The sequence below is a fragment of the Pandoraea sp. 64-18 genome, from assembly GCF_001899225.1.
Lineage (GTDB): Bacteria > Pseudomonadota > Gammaproteobacteria > Burkholderiales > Burkholderiaceae > Pandoraea > Pandoraea cepalis.
In genome coordinates, this window is the sequence record NZ_MKVU01000013.1 from 14,382 (window position 1) to 36,258 (window position 21,877).

The 21,877-nt window shown below is 63.6% G+C and carries 16 protein-coding genes and 1 pseudogene; 4 read left to right on the forward strand and 13 right to left on the reverse strand.

The features are described 5' to 3' along the window. Positions 1-79: 79 nt before the first annotated feature. The gene (locus tag BGP02_RS11075; protein WP_286798502.1) at positions 80-1,279 is read right to left on the reverse strand and encodes an NnrS family protein; all 1,200 of its coding nucleotides are present in this window, start codon (positions 1,277-1,279) and stop codon (positions 80-82) included. Between the two features lie 335 nt (positions 1,280-1,614). Between BGP02_RS11075 and BGP02_RS11080 the strand changes: the two genes are divergently transcribed. Beyond that, on the forward strand, positions 1,615-3,048 hold the full coding sequence (locus tag BGP02_RS11080) for an aldehyde dehydrogenase family protein (protein ID WP_286798503.1): 1,434 nt from the start codon (positions 1,615-1,617) through the stop codon (positions 3,046-3,048). Here BGP02_RS11080 and BGP02_RS11085 read toward each other — a convergent pair. Continuing rightward, positions 3,029-3,244, reverse strand: coding sequence for a DUF1289 domain-containing protein (locus BGP02_RS11085; RefSeq protein WP_150563845.1), 216 nt, complete (start codon positions 3,242-3,244; stop codon positions 3,029-3,031). The genes BGP02_RS11080 and BGP02_RS11085 overlap by 20 nt on opposite strands. A gap of 170 nt (positions 3,245-3,414) precedes the next feature. On the opposite strand from BGP02_RS11085, the gene BGP02_RS11090 reads away from it, so the two are divergent. After that, positions 3,415-3,837: an EamA family transporter gene (locus BGP02_RS11090; RefSeq protein WP_017234298.1), complete on the forward strand. Its 423-nt coding sequence runs from the start codon at positions 3,415-3,417 to the stop codon at positions 3,835-3,837. Positions 3,838-3,917: 80 nt separating this feature from the next. On the opposite strand, the gene BGP02_RS11095 is transcribed toward BGP02_RS11090, so the two are convergent. The 4 genes and pseudogenes from BGP02_RS11095 to BGP02_RS11110 all read right to left on the reverse strand — a co-directional run bounded on the left by BGP02_RS11095 (position 3,918) and on the right by BGP02_RS11110 (position 9,102). After that, positions 3,918-5,225: a phospholipase A gene (locus BGP02_RS11095; protein WP_286798504.1), complete on the reverse strand. Its 1,308-nt coding sequence runs from the start codon at positions 5,223-5,225 to the stop codon at positions 3,918-3,920. A 148-nt stretch (positions 5,226-5,373) separates the two neighbouring features. Further along, entirely contained in the window at positions 5,374-6,708 is a 1,335-nt protein-coding gene (locus BGP02_RS11100) for a putative bifunctional diguanylate cyclase/phosphodiesterase (RefSeq protein WP_150563847.1), read from the reverse strand. A 316-nt stretch (positions 6,709-7,024) separates the two neighbouring features. Continuing rightward, a pseudogene (locus tag BGP02_RS11105) lies at positions 7,025-8,260 on the reverse strand (NAD(P)/FAD-dependent oxidoreductase); the annotation flags it as partial. Positions 8,261-8,631: 371 nt separating this feature from the next. Continuing rightward, positions 8,632-9,102: a Cd(II)/Pb(II)-responsive transcriptional regulator gene (locus BGP02_RS11110; protein ID WP_150563849.1), complete on the reverse strand. Its 471-nt coding sequence runs from the start codon at positions 9,100-9,102 to the stop codon at positions 8,632-8,634. A gap of 68 nt (positions 9,103-9,170) precedes the next feature. Here BGP02_RS11110 and BGP02_RS11115 point away from each other — a divergent pair, with 68 nt between their 5' ends. Continuing rightward, complete coding sequence (locus tag BGP02_RS11115; RefSeq protein ID WP_286798505.1) at positions 9,171-11,597, forward strand: heavy metal translocating P-type ATPase; 2,427 nt, start codon at positions 9,171-9,173, stop codon at positions 11,595-11,597. Positions 11,598-11,601: 4 nt separating this feature from the next. Here the strand turns inward: BGP02_RS11115 and BGP02_RS11120 are convergent, their stop codons facing one another. Further along, entirely contained in the window at positions 11,602-12,636 is a 1,035-nt protein-coding gene (locus BGP02_RS11120) for a CHAD domain-containing protein (RefSeq protein ID WP_286798506.1), read from the reverse strand. Positions 12,637-13,007: 371 nt separating this feature from the next. Next, the gene (locus BGP02_RS11125; RefSeq protein ID WP_017234305.1) at positions 13,008-13,286 is read right to left on the reverse strand and encodes an HU family DNA-binding protein; all 279 of its coding nucleotides are present in this window, start codon (positions 13,284-13,286) and stop codon (positions 13,008-13,010) included. Between the two features lie 736 nt (positions 13,287-14,022). On the opposite strand from BGP02_RS11125, the gene BGP02_RS11130 reads away from it, so the two are divergent. Then, complete coding sequence (locus tag BGP02_RS11130) at positions 14,023-14,793, forward strand: ferredoxin--NADP reductase (RefSeq protein ID WP_026132014.1); 771 nt, start codon at positions 14,023-14,025, stop codon at positions 14,791-14,793. A gap of 92 nt (positions 14,794-14,885) precedes the next feature. On the opposite strand, the gene BGP02_RS11135 is transcribed toward BGP02_RS11130, so the two are convergent. From BGP02_RS11135 to BGP02_RS11155, 5 genes are all read right to left on the reverse strand, one after another. Next, on the reverse strand, positions 14,886-16,466 hold the full coding sequence (locus BGP02_RS11135) for an isocitrate lyase (RefSeq protein WP_150563852.1): 1,581 nt from the start codon (positions 16,464-16,466) through the stop codon (positions 14,886-14,888). Between the two features lie 512 nt (positions 16,467-16,978). Next, a complete protein-coding gene (locus BGP02_RS11140; protein ID WP_286798507.1) occupies positions 16,979-18,565 on the reverse strand; it encodes a PepSY-associated TM helix domain-containing protein in 1,587 nt (528 codons plus the stop codon). 10 nt (positions 18,566-18,575) lie between these two features. Beyond that, positions 18,576-18,830, reverse strand: coding sequence for a hypothetical protein (locus tag BGP02_RS11145; protein WP_017234309.1), 255 nt, complete (start codon positions 18,828-18,830; stop codon positions 18,576-18,578). Further along, the gene (locus BGP02_RS11150) at positions 18,820-19,098 is read right to left on the reverse strand and encodes a hypothetical protein (RefSeq protein ID WP_261938666.1); all 279 of its coding nucleotides are present in this window, start codon (positions 19,096-19,098) and stop codon (positions 18,820-18,822) included. Before BGP02_RS11150 ends, BGP02_RS11145 begins: the two co-directional genes overlap by 11 nt. A 335-nt stretch (positions 19,099-19,433) precedes the next feature. Beyond that, positions 19,434-21,746, reverse strand: a complete 2,313-nt coding sequence (locus BGP02_RS11155) for an FdhF/YdeP family oxidoreductase (protein ID WP_286798508.1) — start codon at positions 21,744-21,746, stop codon at positions 19,434-19,436. Positions 21,747-21,877 lie beyond the last annotated feature (131 nt).

The window sequence follows — 21,877 nt, forward strand, 5'->3', positions numbered from 1 at the left end:
TGTTCAAATGAAAGAACCCGCTTCGGCGGGTTTTTTCATTGGCGCTGCGGCGTTCCAGTTCGCCGAGCGGTCTGACGGTTCAACCGTCCTTTCCGTCAACCCGCGCCGTCACCAGATAGGGCGCATAGCGCATCAGATAGACGGCAAATGCCGCTAGCCAGCACACGCCCGCTGCGTCAATCCAGACGCTTGTGGCATCACTCACCAACCAGGGCCCGAAGACGCGCAAGAGCGCCGCGGCAATGATCAATCCGTAACCGGCCATCTCGAAGCGCCCGGCGATCAGCGCGCGGCCGGTATGTCCCAGTGCCGTGCGCGTGATCATGCCCATGATGGCACACCCGATCGCGCCGACCGTCAAGGCGTGGATCGCAAGGGAGTGCGCAATCGTTCCCGCCGCCGCGAGCGCCAGAAGCGCAAAGCCGATCGGAATCCACGCATAGGCCACATGCAGGATCGCCAGTATCGGTCGAGGCCCGACACGCCAGGAACGCCATCCTGCCAGCCGGATACCGTGAATCAGCACCGTGAATCCGGCGCACACGATCGTCGCGGCGGGCACCGACAGGAATGCATCTGCGAGGAGCGTGATGACGACGCTCGGGGCGGCCAGCGTTTCAATCCATTTCCAGCGCTTCGCGGAATAGCCCGGCACCGCGTTCGTGGTGAACATCGGCACCACGCGCCCCGCGATCACCGTCACGAACATGACGACCAGTCCGATGGCGGCGTAAGCGGCCTGTAATGAGAGATCAACGCGTCCTTGCCACGCCCACCAGTGGAAGAGGGCGTTCAACGCACCGAAAGCGCCGAGGGCGACGGGGAGAAATAGGTTGCGACGATTGTTCGCCTTGATCAGCACGCGCATCAGCACGATGGCAACCACGGGAAGAAAAAGGGAATCGACGCCCGCGGCGAGCCATTCCGGCCCGTAATAAACAAGTACGCGCCCCGCTGCCCACAAGCCCAACAGCCACATAAGCGGTGCACCCCGGGGCGTATCGAGCGAGGTCCAGGCGCGGACCGCGGTGAGCAAAAATCCCACAACGATGGCGGCGAAGCCGCCAAATATCATCTCGTGAACGTGCCAGACGAGGCCGTTCATGGGCGCGGCCCGACCGGCGACCGGATAGCCGTGAAGCGCGGCCAGCCATAGCGCAATGGCCAATGCCGCAAAGCCTGCGCCGCCTAGGTAAAACGGGCGAAAGCCAAGCCGAAGCAGGGGCAGCCCGGGGACCGATTGCGACGATGGTCTCGTGGTGGGTTGGCTGATTGACATCGCGACCTCCGCTATAAGATGCATTATAAATACATCTTATCGCATCATTGGGCGATCTGGGAGAAATGTCCTTATGGGGGGCGGCGTGACGATAGCGCTATTTGGCGAATGGGGTGGCCCCAATACCCTGACGAGAATGCGTGCCTTTTGGACATCCGATGCCGTAGACGTGTCGGCCCGACGTGGGCAATCGGTGCTTGCGTCATCTGAGCGCAACTCAGGAATCTCGGAAGCTGCGTGTCGGAGTCGACTGATTTCGTCGCAGGCGTGCGAGATGCGTGGGCGCGCGGACTACAATGATCGCTCGTCGGGAACCTCCCAGCAGGAGATATCGCATGATCACGTACGACAAATTTTTCATCGACGGCCGGTGGGTGACGCCGGTCGGGCGCGCAACGCTGGACGTCTTTCATTCGGCTGACGGGACGCTCATGGGCCGCATTCCCGAGGGCGCAACGGACGACGTGCAGGCGGCCGTTGCCGCCGCGCTGAATGCGCGCGATCGCTGGGCGGCCACGCCGCCTGCCGAGCGGGCCGTCTACCTGCGCAGGATTGCTGCGGGCCTGAAGGCTCGCACGGACGCGCTCGCGCAAGTCATCACCGGTGAGACCGGCATGCCGATCAAGCTGGCTCGCGCCATTCAGGTGGGCGGACCTGTCTATCACTGGAATCAATACGCCGAATTGGCCGAAACATTCGAATTTGAAGCGCGCGTCGGCAATTCGCTGGTGGTGCGCGAGCCGGTCGGCGTGGTGGCGGCGATCACGCCGTGGAATTACCCGCTGAATCAAATCACACTGAAGGTGGCGCCGGCCCTGGCGGCCGGTTGCACGGTGGTGCTCAAGCCGTCGGAAGTGGCGCCTTTCAACGCATTTATCCTGGCCGAGGTCATCGCCGAAGCGGGGCTGCCGCCGGGGGTGTTCAATCTGGTGACCGGGCTCGGGCCGGTGGTCGGTGAGGCGTTGGCGCGGCATCCGAACGTCGACATGGTGTCCTTTACGGGATCGACGCGGGCAGGTAAGCGCGTGTCCGAAGTCGCGTCGCAGACGGTCAAACGGGTGGCACTGGAACTCGGCGGGAAATCGGCATCGGTCGTGCTCGACGATGCCGATCTCGCCGCCGCGGTCAAAGGCACGCTCAACGCCTGCTATCTGAATTCCGGCCAGACGTGTTCGGCGCACACGCGCATGCTCGTGCCTGCCTCACGTTATGAGGAAGTCAAGGCATTGGCGAAGGAGGCTGTCGCGCGCTTCACGCTGGGCGATCCGCGTGAGGAAACGACGCGTCTCGGACCGTTGGCGTCCGCCGCACAGCGCGAACGAGTTCAGACCTATATCCGCAAAGGTCTGGCGGAAGGCGCGGAGTTGATCGCGGGCGGGGATGCTGTGCCGGCCGGCTTCGAGGCGGGGTTCTTCGTACAGCCGACGGTGCTGGGCCGCGTGGCGCCTGACGCGACGGTCGCGCAGGAAGAGATTTTCGGTCCGGTGCTCTCGATCATCACGTATCAGGACGAGGCCGATGCCGTGCGTATTGCCAACGACTCGATCTACGGGCTGGGCGGTGGCGTATGGTCGGGCGACGAGGCGCGTGCGGTGCGGGTGGCGCGTCAGATTCGCACGGGACAAGTGGATATCAATGGCGGGGAATTCAACGTGAAGGCGCCGTTCGGCGGATTCAAACAGTCCGGGCACGGACGTGAGAACGGCGTGTACGGCTTCGAGGAGTTCCTCGAGTACAAGTCGCTTCAGTTCAAGGCTGCGAAGTCGTAGAGCGGCTCTCGCAAAAACGCATCGCCTTGCCCTCGCGGGTGATGCGCGCCCACACGGCGGCCTTCTCGGCGTCGGTCAAGAATACCCAGTTCGACACTTCGTCGGCGGTGCGCCCGCAACCCTTGCAGACGTCGTCGAAGAGCGTCGAGCAAACGCCAATGCAGGGGCTGTCGGGGCGGTCGTGCAATTCGGACATAGGGGGCGTGTCGGCCAAAGGCGGGATGGGCGTTCAAAGCAGGCGCCATTATCGCATTGATGGCCGGATTGCCGTTGAATCCCCTACGGCAGGGGCTTGGCGGTGGACATGCCGGTGAGTTTCAGGTTGGGGGCCGGGGCCGGCCCAAGGGATAGCCATAAGGACGATTTATGTTGCGTAGCTGGCAACTGTTTGCGCTGGGCTCGGCGTTCTTTGCCGCGCTGACGGCTGTTTTCGGAAAGCTCGGGGTGGCGCAGGTCAACTCGAACATGGCCACGCTGATACGCACGGTCATCATCTTCGCCGTGACGTTGGCGATCGTGGGCATGCGCGGCGAGTGGCAGCGGCCGGCGAGCCTGAGCGCAAACACATGGTGGTTTCTGGTGCTCTCCGGCGTGGCGACCGGTTTGTCGTGGCTTTGCTACTTCCGTGCGCTGCAGTTGGGGCCCGTGTCGGGCGTTGCGCCGCTCGACAAGCTCAGCGTGGCGATGGCGATGATCATTGGTTGGAGCGTGCTCGGTGAACCGTTCTCGCTCAAGGAAGCCCTTGGCGGTGCGCTGATCGTCGCGGGCGCCCTCGTGCTGGTGTTCTGAGCGTTTGCTGGGGATGATGTCGACGCGGGGCACCGGGCGGCCGTCCGGTGACGATCCGCCCCAGCCGGACGTTCGCTTGGCTACCAGCGGAATACGCTATACCCGATCCGCACCTGCGACCGAGAGTGGCGGTTGTAGTCGAGCATGTCTTCGCCATAACCGGTGAAGTAACCGAGCCACAGGTAGCCGCCGGTGCCCGGTATCAGCTTGCCCAGCGGATAGGTCACCTGCAGGTCCACGCTGCCATAGTTGCGTTTCATGCCCTTGCGCAAGGTCGCGCCGATCTGCCACCCATTCGGTTTTCCCCACAGCACGAGCAGATCCAGGTAGCCGCGGTAGTCCTGGATGTCGGGGTTGTCTTTCTTCTCGAGATACGCATAGAGCTTCGGCGCCACCGTCCAGTGGTACTCGGCGGGATTGCCGAACTTGAAGATCGGTTTGACGAACAGTGTGTTGATGCTGCGAGAATCCTCGCCCGCCTTGCCGTTGGACTCGTGCTCGAACCCTGCCGCGACGCCCAGAGACGAGAACCAACCCGCGCGCACGCCGGTGTCGGGGACGTAGTAGAAGAGGCTTGGCCGATAGTTCGAGTCGCGAAACGGGGCCGATTCGGCCTCCAGATCCCAGACCGATAGCTGCGTATAGCCGAAGTACAGGTTGTCGAGGAAGGCCTTCGAGGCGGGATTTTCCGGCTTGAGGATATGGAACTTGAAGCTGAGCTGGAAGCGTGCGTTGGCGTCGCCATTCTTTCCGAATGCGATGTACATCGGCTCGTTCGAGGAGATGCGCGCAAACTCGGCGTCGCTGGTCGGTGCAATCGCGTCGGGAGCGGTGCTGGCGAGGGCGTCGGAGGCGGCCGCGGTGAGCGCAGCGGCTGACGCGGACGCACCGACTGCGGTACCCGGCACGGCACCGCTGCCGCGTGGGACCGGGGTGGCGGCGACCATCGGCTGGGTCGGTGCGGCACGATCGAGCACGATCGTGGTGGTCGAGGCATCCCAATCGACCGGCTCGACGCGCACCGAGCCGCGTAGCTCCTTCGGCAGGTCGGCGGCGTATGTGATGCGCCGGAACTGGCCGCTCGAGAGGGTCACGTGCGCGGGCGCGAGTGCCGCGCGCTTGAGGGAGATCAGCGTGGGTTTAAAGTCGTCGTTCGAGATACGCACGACGATCTTGTTCGGCAACGCAAGCGTCTTGTGCCCCGGGCCGTCGTGCGTGGCCAGCAACGTCAGTTGCAACGGCGCACCGCCCGAGAGGGCGCGCGGGGGTTGCAAGAGCGATAGGTCGGCACGTGCCGCGGTGCTCAGGGTCAGGCAGAGGGTGGCGGCAACGAGTGAAATGGCGCGAAACGGTGATGGGGCGAATGCATCGGGATTCGTCTTGGGCATCGGACCTGTCTGGGTTGGCGACCCCGGGCCCGTGAGCCCGATGTCTGGGTCGACTCGCCCCGGGCGTAGCCGGGGCGGGCTTTCGGTGGACGGCGACGATTGCACCGCGCACCGACCCGGGTGGGCCGGTTGAAGGCGGCGGGCGCGCTTACAGCCGCCCGTGCCAGTCGCGGATGAACGTCTCGATGTGCCCTGGCGGTAGGGGGCGCGTGCAATGATACCCCTGCCACGCGTGGCAACCCATCGACGCGAGCGCATCGCGTTGGGCAATGGTTTCGACGCCTTCCGCCACCGTCTCGATTTCGAGCTTGCGGGCAATGGCGATGATGGCGCGAATCAACTCGGTGTCATAGCCGCCAAGCAGCACGCCGGCCACGAACTGGTAGTCGATCTTGACGGTGCCGAACGGCCAGCGCTTGAGCCGCACAAAGCTTGAATAGCCGGTGCCGAAGTCATCGAGCGAGAGGCGCACGCCCATCGCCACGAGTTCGTTCATCAGCGTTGCAGCCTCGTCGAGGTGCGAGATCAGCGACGACTCGGTGATCTCGATTTCGAGCTTGTCCGGTGGGACTCGATGGTGCTTGAGGGCGTAGCGGATCGTGTCCAGGGTGTGCACGCGCATTTGTTGCGCTGACAGGTTCACCGCCACACGCGGATACTCGTGACCGTTCGTATGCCATTGATCGAGCTGACGGCAGGCTTCGTGCAGTGTCCAGTCGCCGATCGGGCCGATCACGTCGCAACGCTCGGCAGCCGGGATAAATTCGCCCGGCATGATCAGTTCGTCGTCGCGCTGCCAGCGGATGAGCGCCTCGAGTCCGGTCAGCCGGTGCGTGCGCATGTCGATCTGTGGCTGGTAGTGCAGCCGGAATTCCGACCCCGACAGCGCGCGTTCGATGGCGTTGCGCCAGTGATGTTCGTTGCCGGCTTCGTCCGGCGGATTGACACTGTCTGTGGGCGTCGCCGGGGCTTCGGTCACGAGAAACCGCGAGGCGCTCTCGCGAATCGCCTGGTCGGCGACATCCGACGTGTGCTCAAGCAGTGTGGCGGGCCACACCGGCACCTGGGGCAGATGGGTGATCCCCGCCGAGATGATCGGGTAGAGCAGGCCGTCACCGCAGGGCACCGGCGATTCGCCGGCGCGAATGAAGCGGCGGGTGATCTGTATCGCCGCGTCGCGGCTGCCGAGATCGCGCAGCAAGATGGCGATCTGCTGATCGGACACGCGACCGATGATGTCGCGGCGACGAATGCGCGAACCGACGCGAAACGCAACAGTGGCGAGCAGATCGGCGTCCGAAATGGCCGGTTGGCGGGTCGCCATGCGCTGACCGCGGCCCACGTGCAGCACGACCAGCGCACAATGGCAGCCCGGCGGGTTTGGTGTGCGCAACTCCAGGCTAAGGGCGCGCAGGAGCCGCTGGCGATCCAGCAGTAGGTCGGCGAGCACGACTTGCCGTCGCAACGCGTTGGTATCGTTCATCTCGGCAAGCAGGCAGACGTCGCCCGTAAGGTTGAACGTTTGTCATCGCCGCAGGCAGTGCCACCCGGCAGAGGAAGCTCACGCGTCGAACAGGTCGTGCCGCCAGAAAGCCCTTGAATCATGTTCTGCATAAGACGCGAAAATGTGTCGGCCGTCGTGCGAGGAGGCGGATAAGGCTTGCCGGCCATGGCACCGCGTTCCTCGCGCTCGGGCAGACCGCGCACTAGGCGTGGCCCGACAAGAAGCTCGTGCCCGGTCGGGAAACCGGGTCCTATGTCCATTAACGGCACCCGTCTTTGAAAATTGAGTTCGGGTTTTACCTATGGCCGGGACGACTGGGTTGCGCCAGCCACTCGCGACCGCGAAGCATGACATCCCAATAAATCTTTGGCAGCACGTACTTTTTCAGCATCCACGCGATACGGTTCGCTTTCGTGCCGTCGAGGGGGAACGTGGGCATGAGCTTGCCGCCATAGCCAAATTCCGCGAGCACGATCTTGCCGTGTTCGACCGTGAGCGGACAAGCGCCATAGCCGTCGTAGTGCATGGGCTGCGGGCGGCCGTCCATGGCGGCGAGCAGGTTCTCGGCAACGACAACCGCCTGCTTGCGTGCGGCGGCCGCTGTCTTCGCGTTGGGTGCGGAGATGGCATCGCCCGCGCCGAAAATATTGGCAAAGCGCGCGTGGCGCAGTGTGGCCGGATCGACTTCGCACCAGCCGGCCGCGTCGGCCAACGGGCTTGCGCGCAACACATCCGGTGCACTTTGCGGCGGGACGACGTGCAGCAAGTCGAAGGGCTTGTCGACGAATTGCGATTGACCGTCGGCGTCGAAAATCTCGAAGCGGGCCACGCGACGTTCGCCATCAACCGCGCGCAGGTGCGAGAGATGATTGAGCGAAATCTCGTAGCGCTTGACGTATTCCATGAGCGCGGGGATGTAATCCTTCACGCCAAAAAGGGCCGGGGCCACAAGATGGAATTCAATCTTCGTCTTGTTGTGCACACCGTTCTGACGCCACGTGTGTGCCGACAGATACATGGCCTTTTGCGGTGCCCCTGCGCACTTGATCGGCATCGGCGGTTGCGTGAACAGCGCATTGCCACCCTTGAAGTCACGCACCAGCGACCACGTGTAGGGCGCGAGATCGAAGCGATAGTTGGACGTGACACCGTTACGTCCGAGCGTGTCGGTCAGGCCGTCGATGGCCTCCCAGTTCAGTTGCAGGCCCGGCGCCACGACGAGGTAGCGATAGCCGAGGCGACGACCGTCCGAGAGCAGGATTTGCTGGTGGTCCGGCGCGAAAGCGGTGACAGCCGCCTGAATCCACGTCACGCCGTTGGGAATGACGCTCGACATCGGACGCGCCGTGCGTGCCGCATCGAACTCGCCGGCACCGACGAGCGTCCAGGCCGGCTGGTAGTAATGCGTGTCGGCAGGGTCCACGATCGTGATCGAGAGCGACGGACGGCGGCGTCGCAGACTGGCCGCCACGGAAATCCCCGCCGCCCCGGCACCCATGATCACGATGTCGGCGGTGCTTTCCGTCGCGGGGGTGGGCGTAGCGGATACATCGCTGGACATAAGGTCTCCGACAAATAAGCAAAATTGAAACGGATGCCGACATATCGATGGCCATCCTGAACGCCGCGCGATGGCGGCTCACACGAATAGGTTCCTACCTGCGTGTTCGTGTGCGGGACATTGTATATAGAAACCGTGTCGGTTTGCCCTTGTTTTCAGGGGAAATTCCGCCATTCTTCATAATCGTCGCCACGTTCAGGGTGAACCGAGCCGAGGTTGGCGAGCGAGTGGCGAGCACGCGCGAGGTGCTGTCAAGGCGTGCACACTTTGTCGTGACAGGTGATGCCGATACCCGCAGGCGTCGGCAGAGGGGCGCCGCAGGACAGCGACGCCCGCGACGCTCACATGGGCGAGTGATTGTGGTCGCAGGCGACTTCGATCGGATCGGTTTCGCTGTGGCACGCGCAGGCTTCGCCATGCGCGCCTTGCATGAGGGCACGCAAGATGCCGCAATCGCTGGTTTCGTGGCGGCTATGGCATTGCGCCTGAAGGTGCAGCAACTGTTGTTCGAGCGCCTGCAACTCGTGAATGCGGGCATGCACGCGAGTAAGGTGGGCTTCGATCAACTGGTTCGCGTCTTCGCACGTCACGTTCGTGTCGTGGGCGAGTTCGCCGAGTCGTTTCGCATCGGCGAGCGGCATGTCGAGCGAGCGGCAGTGGCGGATGAAACGCAGCGCTTCAAGATGGTCGTCGCCGTAGGCGCGATACCCGGCGTCCGTGCGCGGCGGGGCCGCCAGCAGGCCTGCCCGCTCGTAATAGCGGATCGTTTCGACATCGGTGCCCGCCGCGCGGGCCAGTTCTCCGATTTTCATGCTTGACTCCGTAGTGACTACAGGGTTTTGAATGGAGGGTAACACGAATCAGTCAATCAGGAGTTCCCATGTCCCACCCCTCGGATTCGGCCCGTCTGGCCGGCTCGACGGCGACAGATCACCCCACGCATGACTCCGGTCATCGTCACGATCACGGGCATCGGCACGACCCCTCGCACGCCAACGATAGCGAACACGGCCACTCGCACGACCACTCGCACGACCACGACCGCGAACATGCACACGATCATGTCGCCCCATGCGCCCCAAGTTCCGCGCATGCGCACGACGATGCGTCGTGTTGCGCAGACGCTGCGCGTTTTGCGCCGGACGAACCGATGCCAGCGACGGGGGCGCCGCAGGCCCGTTTCCGAATCGATCAGATGGATTGCCCGACGGAAGAGCGTCTCATCCGCGATCAGCTTGAGCATCGGCCCGGCGTCGATGCGCTGTACTTCAACCTGCTCAAGCGAGAATTGACGATCGTTTTCGACGTCAACGCGTCGTCGACCGACGTTGCCCGGCATGGGGAGGCGGTCGCCGACACCTTGCGCAAGCTTGGCATGACGCCGGTGCCGCTGGCCGCCGGCGACACCAATGCACCGCCGCCCCCCGCGAGCCGAAAGGCAGACATTGCCCGTCTGGTGGCGGGCGTCTTGCTGGCTGCGGCAAGCGAGATCGCGGTCTGGTCCGGCGTGCCTGAGCACAGTCCCTGGGTCGGCGCTGTGGTCGTGGCCGCCATTCTCGCGTGCGGACTACCAACGCTCAAGAAAGGCTGGATCGCGCTGCGTCACCTCACGCTGAACATTCATTTCCTGATGTCGCTCGCTGTGATTGGCGCGATGTGCATCGGTCAATGGCCGGAAGCGGCGATGGTGATCGTGCTGTTCGCCTTGTCGGAAAAGCTCGAAGCCGCATCGCTCACGCGTGCCCGCCGCGCCGTCGAAGCGCTGATGCGCCTGGCGCCCGATCGGGCGTCGGTCGAACAGCCGGACGGTACCTGGTTGGATGTGCCCTCGGCGTCACTTGCGGTAGGCACGCGCGTGCGTGCACGGCCGGGGGAGCGCATTGCCATCGACGGCGTGATCGAGCAGGGCAGTTCGGCGCTCAATCAGGCGTCGATCACTGGGGAGAGCGTCCCCGTCGACAAGACAGTGGGCGACGAGGTCTACGCGGGCAGCATCAACGAAAGCGGTTTGATCGTGTATCGCACGCGCGTTGCGCCGGGCGATACGACGCTTGCGCGCATCGTGCGTATCGTGGAGACCGCACAGCAGCAACGTTCACCGACGCAGCGTTTCGTCGACAAGTTCTCGCGGATCTACACGCCGGTTGTCGTGCTGTGCGCGTTGCTCGTCGCGCTCCTGCCGCCGCTGGCCTTCGGTCTGGCATGGTCGCCCTGGATCTACAAGGCGCTGGTGATGCTGGTCATCGCGTGTCCGTGTGCGCTCGTGATTTCTACGCCGGTCACGGTCGTGAGCGGCCTGACGGCTGCTGCTCGTGCAGGCATTCTGATCAAAGGCGGTGCGTTTCTGGAAACCGGCCGTCTGGTCCGCGCGGTCGCGCTCGACAAGACGGGCACGCTGACGCGTGGCGAGCCGCGCCTGACCGACGTGGTGCCGTTGGGCGAAACGTCACACGACGAGGCACTCACGCTCGCCGCCGCGCTCGACGCGCAGACCACCCATCCCGTGGCGCGCGCCGTGGTCGACGGTCATACGCGAGCGGGTCTTGGCGCATTACCGTCGGTCACGGAGGTCGAAGCACTCGCGGGAATGGGCGTGAAGGGGCGTGTCGGTCAGACCCTTTACTACCTCGGCAACCATCGTCTGATCGAATCGCTCGGCGTGTGCAATGCGCACGTAGAGGCGACGTTGGCACGTCTCGAGGCGCAAGCCCGCACGGCCATCGTGCTGGCCAGCGAAACGCAGGCGATCGCCGTGTTGGCGGTGGCCGACACGCTGCGCGCGGAAAGCCGTGACGCCATCGCGCGTCTGGCTGCCATGGGTGTTCACACGATGATGCTGACCGGGGACAATCGTGCGACCGCGGAAGTGATCGGTCGGCAGGCGGGCGTGAGCGACGTGCGTGCCGAAATGCTGCCGGAAGACAAATGGCAGGCGGTGTCGGCCTTGCGAGAGACATACGGGTACGTGGGCATGGTCGGCGACGGTATTAACGACGCCCCTGCGCTCGCAGCCGCCGACGTCGGTTTCGCGATGGGGGTGGCCGGCACCGACAGCGCGCTGGAGACGGCCGACGTCACGCTGATGGACGATGACCTCCACAAGCTGCCGGCCTTCCTGGCGCTGTCGAGGCGTGCCGCAACGGTGCTCAAGCAGAATATTGCCGTGGCGCTCGCCATCAAGGCCGTGTTCTTCGCGCTGGCGGTGGTCGGGCTGGCGTCGCTGTGGATGGCGGTGTTCGCCGATGTGGGGGCCAGTCTGCTGGTGATTGCAAACGGCATGCGCCTGCTGCGCACGAAGGTGGCGTGAGCGCTCAGTGGGCGCGCATGCCGCGCTCCAGCGTGTGCGCATCCGGCAACTGGCCCAGCACGTGCGCCGCGCGGCTTGTGGTGTTGACGATGATCGTATCGAGGCGTCGGATCATGGCACTGCGCTGCGCGTCGTGCAACGGCATGGCTTCGCACATTCGCTGCGCGACGACGGCATCGTTGAGTTGCCCAAGGAGCGTCTGTGCGGCATGCAGTGTGCTCTCGTAGGGCGAGCAGACCGATTTACGTAGCCAGGGCGCCAACAGTTCGGCGCTGTAACGGGCCTTCTTGATCTTCACGCGCAACGCGTGCAACTGCTCGGTGTCGAGCATGGCCAACTGGCGACAATCCGGAAACAGCGCGATGTATTGGGCGCGCAGCATGTTGCGGGCATGCTTCGCCAACGCGCGCGACCGCTTGCCTGGCGTACGAGAGGGGCGTCGCAATGCCTTGGCCGAGCGAATCTTGCATCGGCCGTCCTCGCGCATCCCGAAGGCGCTGAGCAGCAACCCATGCAACGCCTGTTGGCGCTCGCCGGTCAATGCCGCGGCAACTTGTGCGCGGGCGACGCGGCGCAGGTGTTCCACGTGCCTGTCCACCGCAGGCCAGTCGATGTCGGGAAAGTCGGCGCGCAACGCGGGTAATGTCGTTGTCGCTAACACATCGGTATCTCGCGCAGGGCCCATCGATTGCCCCAGCCAGCGCAATTCCTCGTTCAACCGATGGTGCCAGCGAGGCTTGAGCCACGGCGAAAAGACATCGATCAACGCGCGCAGACGACGTATCGCAATTCGCAACTCGTGCACGACCTCGGCGTCGATGGACGCGATGTCGCTGTCCTCGCCCGCCTTCGGTAGCGATGGCCATTGTTGCAGGATCTGCGCGGCGAGGGTGACGAGCAGGCGTGCAGCGGACATGCGCCGCATGCGCGCGGCGCCAAGCGCCGTGCGCGTCTCCGTGGGGGCCTGGCCGGCAGCGGACGGTCCCTCGATGGCGGCGGCGATGGCCGCTGTCGTCACGCGTGTCATGTCACGCAACATAGCATAGTTGCCTGGGGCCAAGCGCCAAGGAAGACCGATGCGACAGGGTGGCGCGGGGGGCTGCGCGAGGTGCGGCGATTCGCAAAAAGCCATCGGCAACGCGCGTCAGGACGGTGGGTGTTGACGGCAGGGGATGACAACAGGAGAGTCGCTGCCGGAGTGGGGCAGGAGACGACGCTGGGAGCGTCTCGTCGCGGGCGCCCGGTGCCCGAGCTGTGGTGTGCAGGACACCCGCGAGGCACGCAGCGTCACATCAGTCGTGGACCTCGCGAGAGGATGACGTGACGCATATCCATTGCTGCACACCGCGGCGCGGCCATGCGAGCAAAAAAGATAGGCCGGCCCGAAGGCCGGCCTGCGCGCAACTGGTTTTACTTCTTGTTCACAGCGTCCTTGAACGCCTTGCCAGCCGTGAACTTCACGGTCTTGGCGGCCGGGATCTTGATCGCTTCGCCGGTCTTCGGGTTGCGGCCGGTACGTGCGGCGCGCTTGCCCGAACCGAACGAGCCGAAGCCGATCAACTGGACCGCGTCACCCTTGGCGACGGCCTTCTTGATGGTCTCGAGCAGAGTGTCGAGGGTTTCGCCAGTTTGAGCCTTGCTAGCACCCGTAACACCGGCGACGGCGTCGATCAGTTCCTGTTTGTTCATGTGTGTTTCCCTTGAGAGGTGGTGAATACCGGCGACAACTCTAACACTTTCGCCATTTGGCGAGTGTCGGTGTTGTATCCGCGCCATAAGGCACGCGGCACATGCCAGAAAGTCGCCATCGCGACACGTCACGCAAACGCGATCCTAAGATCCATCCCGTCACGCCTCGAGAGGGCGCCGACACTGGCCGGGCAGCCGCATTATAGAGCCATCGGCGGGCTGTGGGCCAGTGCTGACAACGGTTTGCGGCGATTTTGTTGTGCGATGCCGCGTACTTTCTCGTTCATGATGACAAAAACACGGTAACTACGGGCATCTCCGGTCATGCACCGGCGCAATCCCTTGCTGGGCGGGCTTTGGGGGTTTCCCTAGCCGATGGGGGCTTGCGTACTGGCGCGACTTTTGGTTGGCGTCAACTTGCCCTGCGAGCGGCTCGATGCGTCACATCGGTCGGAATACGAAGGACTTCGCGCGTGTTCGGTCGAGTCGACGCGCTGCGTTGGCGCACGATTCCGCCAAAACCCTTGCGGTCCGATGGGGACAAATGAAAGCAATTCCCGTTTGAGGTAAAATAATGGGGTTTTCCCACCCAAAACCGGAAGTGCGTCTGCTAGGCGCGCCTGGGGTCCGGGCATCGGGGCCATCAAGGACGGCTCGCGCATTCGCATGTCAGGCGATTCGGGCATTAGTTCCGTCGATGTGCCGCGCCCCGCCCGTCGTCATACGTCAAGCCAATATGAGTACTCAGAATCAACAGACCGTGCTGGAAGTCCACCACTGGACTGATACGTTGTTCAGCTTCAAGACCACTCGCGACGCTTCGTTCCGTTACGTCAATGGCCAGTTCACGATGATCGGGCTGGAAGTGGAAGGCAAACCGCTGCTGCGCGCCTACAGCATGGCGAGCGCGAATTACGAGGAAGAGCTTGAGTTCCTGAGCATCAAGGTGCAGGACGGTCCGCTGACCTCGCGTCTGCAGCACTTGAAGCCGGGCGACAAGGTCATCGTTGGACGCAAGCCGACCGGTACGCTCATCGACGACAACCTGTTGCCGGGCAAGCATCTGTACCTGCTTTCGACGGGCACGGGCCTCGCGCCGTTCATGAGTATCATCCGCGATCCGGAAGTCTACGATCGCTACGAGCACATCATTCTGGTTCACGGCTGCCGCTTCACCAGCGAATTGGCGTATCGCGATCTCATTACCCAGCATCTGCCGGCGCACGAGTATCTCGGTGAATACGTGCGCGACAAGCTGATCTATTATCCGACGGTGACGCGCGAAGAGTTCGAAAACCAGGGCCGTATCACGGAGCTGGTTGAGTCGGGCAAGATGTTCGCCGACATCGGTTTGCCGGAATTTTCGCCGGAAAACGACCGCATCATGTTGTGCGGCAGCCCGGCTATGCTCAAGGACACCCGCGAGCTGCTGGAGAAGCGTGGCTTCGTGGAAGGCCACAACCACGCCCCGGGGCACTACCTCGTCGAGCGTGCGTTCGTCGGCTAAGTCCGTCGGCCCCTATGCTCAAGGCAGCGCTTGCTTCCTTGGGACGAAAAAAAACCGCTCAATCGAGCGGTTTTTTTTGTCATCGGAACCGGTTAGAACTGGTTCATGGTGTTGTCTTTCCCCGCTGCCTTGAGGGCCGCTGCGCCGCTGAAATACTCCTTGTGGTCGTCGCCGATGTCCGAGCCGGACATATTCTGGTGCTTCACGCAGGCGATGCCCTGGCGAATTTCCTTGCGCTGCACGCCGGCCACATAGCCGAGCATGCCCTGATCGCCGAAGTATTCCTTGGCCAGGTTGTCGGTCGAGAGTGCGGCGGTGTGGTACGTCGGCAGTGTGATCAGGTGGTGGAAGACACCGGCTTCGCGCGCCGCATCGGCCTGGAACGTGCGAATTTTTTCGTCGGCGACGGCCGCCAATTCGGTGTCATCGTATTCCTCGCTCATCAACTGGCCGCGCTCGTAGGCTGAGACATCCTTGCCGGCCGCCTTCATCGCGTCATACGTCTGCTGGCGGAAGTTCAAGGTCCAGTTGAACGACGGGCTGTTGTTGTACACCAGCTTGGCGTTCGGGATCACTTTGCGAATCTCGCTGACCATGCCGGCGATCTGGGCGATATGCGGCTTTTCGGTTTCGATCCACAGCAGGTCGGCGCCGTTTTGCAGTGCGGTGATGGAATCCAGCACGCAGCGCGCTTCGCCCGTGCCAGTGCGGAACTGGAACAGGTTGCTGGGCAGGCGCTTGGGACGCAGCAGCTTGCCGTCGCGCTTGATGACGACGTCGCCATTGCCGAGGGCATCCGCCGAAATTTCGTCGCAATCAAGGAAGGAATTGTATTGGTCGCCCAAGTCGCCCGGCGTGTGGGTCACGGCGATCTGCTTGGTCAGGCCGGCGCCCAGCGAGTCGGTACGGGACACAATAATGCCGTCGTCCACGCCCAGTTCCAGGAAGGCGTAGCGAATCGCGCGAATCTTGGCGAGGAAGTCTTCGTGCGGCACGGTGACTTTGCCATCCTGGTGACCGCATTGCTTCTCGTCGGACACCTGATTCTCGATCTGAATGCAGCATGCGCCGGCTTCGATGAACTGCTTGGCCAGCAGGTAGGTGGCTTCCGCGTTACCGAAACCCGCGTCGATGTCGGCGATGATCGGCACGACGTGGGTGACGTGGTTGTCGATTTTCTCCTGGATGGCGGCCTTGGCAGCCCCGTCGGCCGCGTCCAGTTGGCGGAACAGGCCGCCGAGTTCGCGGGCGTCCGCTTGGCGCAGGAACGTGTACAGCTCGCGGATCAACGCGGTGACGGAGGTTTTTTCGTGCATCGACTGGTCCGGCAGCGGTCCGAACTCCGAGCGCAGTGCTGCAACCATCCAACCCGACAGATAAAGGTAGCTGCGGTCGGTGGTGTTGAAGTGCTTCTTGATGGAGATCATCTTCTGCTGGCCGATGAAGCCGTGCCAGCAACCCAGCGACTGGGTGTACTTGGACGGGTCCGCATCGTAGGCGGCCATGTCGGCGCGCATGATCTTGGCCGTGTACTTGGCAATGTCCAGACCCGTTTTGAATCGGTTCTGGGCACGCATGCGTGCGGCATATTCGGGATTGATGGCATCCCAGGCGCTGCCTTGTTTCTGCTTCAAACCAGCCACAGCGGTGATGTCGTCTTGATATTGGGTCATGTGCCTCTCCTGAGAGCAAAGCGCGTTTGAATAAAGGGTTCAGCGTGTCGCCCCCGTATGTCGAAGCGAACTGCATGACGAAATGGTACCGCCGTTTGGCGCGATTGGGTCAAGTCTTATATAAGACATAAGAGTTAATTTATGCTTATTTTTCAATGACATATGTTCAATATTTCGCAATTCGAAACACGTTTTCGGGTGACGGAAAAATGAGGCGAGCGAAATTTCGAGGGAATTCCGCAATGTGAAATGCGCTTTCGTTGGCTGGAGACGGGACACGCGCCGATGGCGTGAGCAACGAGCGCTGGCGGAATGATTGTGTGGACGTCTGTTGAGACGAGGCGACGTTCCGACGGGCGATGAATGGCGCGATCCAATGTGGGGGCAATCGCGCTACGCAAGCCGCCAGCCGGACCCGGCTGGGGCCTGACTCATCTTGGAAGGCGGCGCGCCTCGGATCGACCGGCAGCCGGTCAGGCGCGCGTCGACGTGGCCGTGCGTGCGACTCGCTGCTAGGGCTTGGCGCTCAGGTCAGCGCTGGCTTCTGAGGTCGGGGCAGCGGAAGTCGGCGCGGGTCGTGCCCACACGCTGTAGGGATCGCCGCGGCAGGCGCGTTTCCAGGTCGCGCACGCGAACAGTGCAAAGCCGCCCGCGAAGACGATCGCGACGAGGTCAACGCCGGCCAGCACCCAATCGCCCGCAGCCATCGAGCGCACGAGATTGTCCGGCGTGAGCACGGCGTCGGCGGCCGGGATAATGAGGCAGACGAGCGCCGTCGCTGCAAGTAGTCCCGTGGCTGCCACCGCTGGCGCCGCGAGCGCGGCGAAAAGCATCGAGGCGGTGAGCGTGGCGATGAAGATTGAGAGCGCCGTCATGTCGGGGGCGACGATCGCACCGACGAAGGCCGCGGCAATCCCCAGGCATGTGCCGAGAAACACGCCGGCGGTGGCCTTGGCCATCCCTCGCAGATGGGCGGGTTGTACGGCTGCGTTGCGCTTGCGACGCGATTCGAGCCAGAGCAGGTTGCCACTGTAGACGAGCACCGCACCCATCAGGCCCAGGACGAAGTACACCCAGCGCATGGCATCGCCCGCGAAGTTACCGAAGTGGGCGCCGTAGATCATGCTGAGCATCGCGTGGTTGGCGTCCCGTACGCCGGGGCTGTGCTGACCGACGATCGCCCCGTCGTTCAGGCGCACGGCCACGGCCGAGAACACTCCCAGCGAGTCGCTGGCCTCGCCGTAGACTTCGGCCACCGCGTCCGGCTTGCCGTAGCGGGTCCACGCCACGGCGGTCGCTTCCATGCCGGGCGCCGCGTGCTCGGCGCGGGCGAGCAGGGCCGTGAGACCAAGCGGCTTGCCGTCGACCGGTGCGATCGTTGCCGGCACTGCGCCCGTTATCTGCGGAATTTGCGACAGCAGCTTGTTATCGAACGTCACGACGTTGAACGCCATCATCAGCGGCAGGAGGAGGCACAGCAGCGCCCCTGTCAGCGCGAAGACAATATGAAACGGCAGACTCAGCACGCCGATGGCGTTATGCGCGTCCTGCCAGAAGCGCTTGACGTTGCGTCCCGGGCGCAACGCAAAGAGGTCTCGCGTGACGCGCGGCAGATGCACGATCACGCCCGAGATCAACGCCATGCCGTAGAACAGCGACACCACGCCCATCAGATATAGCCCGTAGGTCGGGATCGACAGCGAGTAGTGCAGCGCATTGATCGTGCCCGACAGGCCCGGGCGCGCCTCGCCGATCACGAGCGACGGCGCGGTACCCTCGGCGTTAGCGGGCAAGCGTGCCTGTTGCCATTCGCCGTTCGGTTCCTGCCAGTAGGCAAAGGGCGTTGGCGAGTGATTGGGCAACACCACGCCCATCTGCTCGCGCGCGGCCGGGAATTGCATGCGAACCCGCTCGGCGAGCTGTTCCGTTTGCGCGAGCGAGAGCGGTGCATGACGCGTGGCGGGCTGCTCCCAGCGTTCGATCTCATGATGGAAGACGGTCAGGGCGCCGCCGAGCATGGCGATGAACAGCGCGAAACCGGCGACGATGCCGGCCCACGTGTGGACACTCAGATATTGGCGAAGGGTTTGGGCGCGCATTGAACAATCCTTACCCGACGGCGTGCGCCAACAGCAGCGCAACCCAGGCGACGACGGTGGTGGCGCCAAGGCCAACCCACGCGTGTTTGGCGGTGCGGCTCGCGTAGGCGACGGCACACAGGCCAAGCCACAGGAGCGGGAAGAGGGCGATGACGGGAATCACCGCCGTTTGCCAACCGACCGGCGTCAGATGGGCGATAGTGCCGCACAGCGCCATCGCCGCGAAGCCGCCGAGCACCAGGCCCGCGAAGGTTCTACTCCACATGAGCGTCTCCGCGCAAAGAGCGCCAGCCGCCCACTGCATACGGCCAGAAAAGCTGGCCGAAACACAGCGACATGAACGCCGCAGCGATGCCGGCCGAAGGGCCGGCCGCCAGCCACCAGCAACCCAGGCTGGCAATGGCGGCCAACAGCGAGAGTGACCGGGCGGGCTGCGCAGCCAAACGTCGTGCGCGCACACGCTGGTGCTCAGAGGTGAGATAGCAGGCGCCGCCTGCCAGCCATGCCAGGGCAATAGCCAATCCAATCAACATGCTCGGGAATCACATGAAAATATGGCCCGCAAGCGAAGACGTCACCCTTTGGCGACGCGACGGTCGAGGCCGATCGAAAACGGTTCCGGGCAAACGCAGCGGTCACACATTTTTCGGTGATTATGCGAATGGTAACAAAAACGATTCGCATTTATAGCATGAATCGTCAGAATCCCGAAATAGCGCACCTGGAAATGGGGTGCCACGCCTGAGCACACGTCAGGCGCCAGGCGCCAGATGGCAAGCGTCGGGCGACAAACGGCAAACGGTAAACGCCAAGCGCCAAGCGTCAGGCGTGAGGCGGCAAGCGTTGCGCGTCAGGCCGCCTCGCCTCATCAGGCCGGACGGCGCTCCAGCAGCACCGGGATCGACTTCGAGGTCGGCGTCCCAGCACCCTCGGCGATAGCGTCGAGCGGCACCAGTCCGTTGGTCTCGGGGTAGTATGCCGCGATGCAGCCACGCGGAATGTCGTAGGCAACGAGCAGGAAATCATCGGCGCGACGCGCAATGCCGTCGTGCCAGACACCCACGAGGTCAACGTGCTCGCCTGCACGAAAGCCTCGCGCATCCAGATCTTCCGAGTTGGCGAAGACAACGCGGCGCTGTCCGAACACCCCACGATATCGGTCGTTCAGGCCGTAGATTGTGGTGTTGTATTGATCGTGGGAGCGAATCGTGGCGAGTTGCAGCACATCGGCGCCACGCTCACCCGCCTGGCGCCGTGCCACGTCGATCGGCATCTCGTGCGGCAGCGGGTGTGTCGTGAAGTTGGCGCGCGCGTTGGCGGTCAGCCACTGACGCGTTGACGGCGGCACGGGCAGCCGGAAGCCCCCCGGATGGCGCACGCGGCGATTGAAGTCCGCAAAGTCATCAAAGGTGGCGGCCATGGCGTCGCGAATGCGATCGTAGTCCTCCACGTACCAGTGCCAATCCTCGACACCGCCGAGCGCGCGGCCCATCGTTGCCTGCGCGATGCCCGCGACAATGGTCGGTTCGGAACGCAGATGCTCGGACGCCGGGGCGTTGATGCCATACGACAGGTGCACCATGCTCATCGAGTCTTCCACCGTGACGCCCTGCACCGCGCCTTGCTGCATGTCGATTTCGGTGCGGCCCAGACACGGCAGGATCAGTGCATCGCGCCCGTGCACGAGATGGCTGCGATTGAGCTTGGTCGCCACGTGCACAGTCAGGTCGCACTGGCGAAGCCCCTCCCAGGTGCGCGGCGTGTCGGGTGTGGCCATCGCGAAGTTGCCGCCCATGCCGATGAAGACCTTGACGCGGCCGTCGCGCATGGCCGAGATCGTATCGACGACGCTCAACCCGTCGCGTCGCGGCGGCGCAAACGCGAACGCTTGGCCAAGCCGGTCAAGGAAGGCGGCCGACGGCTTTTCGTTGATGCCGACGGTACGGTCGCCCTGCACGTTGCTGTGACCGCGCACGGGACACAGACCCGCCCCCGGGCGTCCGATGTTGCCGCGCAGGAGCATCAGGTTGACGATCATCTGAATGGTCGCGACGGCGTGCTTGTGCTGCGTAATGCCCATGCCCCACGTCGCAATGACGCGCTCGCCGCGCAGATAGACGTCGGCAATCTGGCACATCTGGGCTTGCGAGACACCGGACGCGCGCGCGAGATCGTCCCAGCGTTCGCTGCGTACGTCGGCGGCGAAATCGTCGAAACCGTGTGTGTGTTCCGCGATGAAGGCATCGTCGAGCAGCGCGGATTCGCCATTGGCGCGCGCAAGGGCGTCGCGCTCCAGCACGCGCTTGATGACGCCCTTCACGAATGCAAAGTCGCCGCCGCACGCCGGCGTGACGTAATGGCTGCTGATCGCGGTGCCGCCGAGGCTCAGCATTTCGGCCGGACTTTGCGGGTCGGCAAAGCGTTCCAATCCGCGTTCGTGCAGCAGATTGACGGACACGATGGTCGCGCCGCGCCGGGCTGCCTCGCGCAACTCACCGAGCATGCGCGGATGATTGGTGCCCGGATTCTGGCCGAACAGCAGCAGCGTATCGGCCTGTTCGAAGTTGTCGAGGGTGACGGTGCCCTTGCCGATGCCGATCGTGGGCGGCAGGCCAACGCTCGTCGGCTCGTGACACATGTTCGAGCAGTCGGGAAAATTGTTCGTGCCGTACTGGCGCACGAAGAGCTGATAAAGGAACGCGGCTTCGTTACTGGTGCGACCGGACGTATAGAACGCTGCCTGATCGGGGTCGGGCAGGGCGCGCAAGTGCTCGCCGATCAACGCGAAGGCGTCGGTCCAGGCGATCGGTGCATAGCGGTCGGTGGTGGCGTCGTAGCGCATGGGGTGCGTGAGACGGCCGTAGCCTTCGAGCGTGTAATCGTCCAGCGCGAGCAAGTCGGTCACACTGTGCTCGGCAAAAAAGTCAGGGGTGACGCGGCGCTTGGTGGCTTCGGCGGCGACCGCCTTGGCCCCGTTTTCGCAGAATTCGAACGTCGAGGCGTGTTCGCGATCCGGCCACGCGCAGCCCGGGCAATCGAAGCCGCTGGGTTGGTTTGCGCTGAGCAGTGTGCGGGCGCCTTTGAGCGGAATGCCTTGGGTGACAAGTTGAATGGCAACGTTCTTGAGGGCTCCCCAGCCGCCGGCGGGGCGATCGTAGGGGGCGATTTTCGAGGCGGGCATGGTGCGTTTTCTGGCGAGAAGAGGTGGCGCGGCGCGTCGGCATCTGGGGAATGCTTCGGCTATAGACAAACGGCTAACGTTAAATAGGCAAAATGATGCATAATTTAACGACGTCGCAACGGTATTTTGGT

Bases quoted from the DNA above. Each gene is read 5' to 3' on its own strand.
- BGP02_RS11135 (WP_150563852.1), bottom strand. From the start codon at position 16,466: ATGACCCAATATCAAGACGACATCACCGCTGTGGCTGGTTTGAAGCAG.
- BGP02_RS11155 (WP_286798508.1), bottom strand. From the start codon at position 21,746: ATGCCCGCCTCGAAAATCGCCCCCTACGATCGCCCCGCCGGCGGCTGG.
- BGP02_RS11085 (WP_150563845.1), bottom strand. From the start codon at position 3,244: ATGTCCGAATTGCACGACCGCCCCGACAGCCCCTGCATTGGCGTTTGC.
- BGP02_RS11130 (WP_026132014.1), top strand. From the start codon at position 14,023: ATGAGTACTCAGAATCAACAGACCGTGCTGGAAGTCCACCACTGGACT.
- BGP02_RS11145 (WP_017234309.1), bottom strand. From the start codon at position 18,830: ATGTGGAGTAGAACCTTCGCGGGCCTGGTGCTCGGCGGCTTCGCGGCG.
- BGP02_RS11090 (WP_017234298.1), top strand. From the start codon at position 3,415: ATGTTGCGTAGCTGGCAACTGTTTGCGCTGGGCTCGGCGTTCTTTGCC.
- BGP02_RS11100 (WP_150563847.1), bottom strand. From the start codon at position 6,708: ATGAACGATACCAACGCGTTGCGACGGCAAGTCGTGCTCGCCGACCTA.
- BGP02_RS11095 (WP_286798504.1), bottom strand. From the start codon at position 5,225: ATGCCCAAGACGAATCCCGATGCATTCGCCCCATCACCGTTTCGCGCC.
- BGP02_RS11110 (WP_150563849.1), bottom strand. From the start codon at position 9,102: ATGAAAATCGGAGAACTGGCCCGCGCGGCGGGCACCGATGTCGAAACG.
- BGP02_RS11140 (WP_286798507.1), bottom strand. From the start codon at position 18,565: ATGCGCGCCCAAACCCTTCGCCAATATCTGAGTGTCCACACGTGGGCC.
- BGP02_RS11075 (WP_286798502.1), bottom strand. From the start codon at position 1,279: ATGTCAATCAGCCAACCCACCACGAGACCATCGTCGCAATCGGTCCCC.
- BGP02_RS11120 (WP_286798506.1), bottom strand. From the start codon at position 12,636: ATGTTGCGTGACATGACACGCGTGACGACAGCGGCCATCGCCGCCGCC.
- BGP02_RS11125 (WP_017234305.1), bottom strand. From the start codon at position 13,286: ATGAACAAACAGGAACTGATCGACGCCGTCGCCGGTGTTACGGGTGCT.
- BGP02_RS11115 (WP_286798505.1), top strand. From the start codon at position 9,171: ATGTCCCACCCCTCGGATTCGGCCCGTCTGGCCGGCTCGACGGCGACA.
- BGP02_RS11080 (WP_286798503.1), top strand. From the start codon at position 1,615: ATGATCACGTACGACAAATTTTTCATCGACGGCCGGTGGGTGACGCCG.
- BGP02_RS11150 (WP_261938666.1), bottom strand. From the start codon at position 19,098: ATGTTGATTGGATTGGCTATTGCCCTGGCATGGCTGGCAGGCGGCGCC.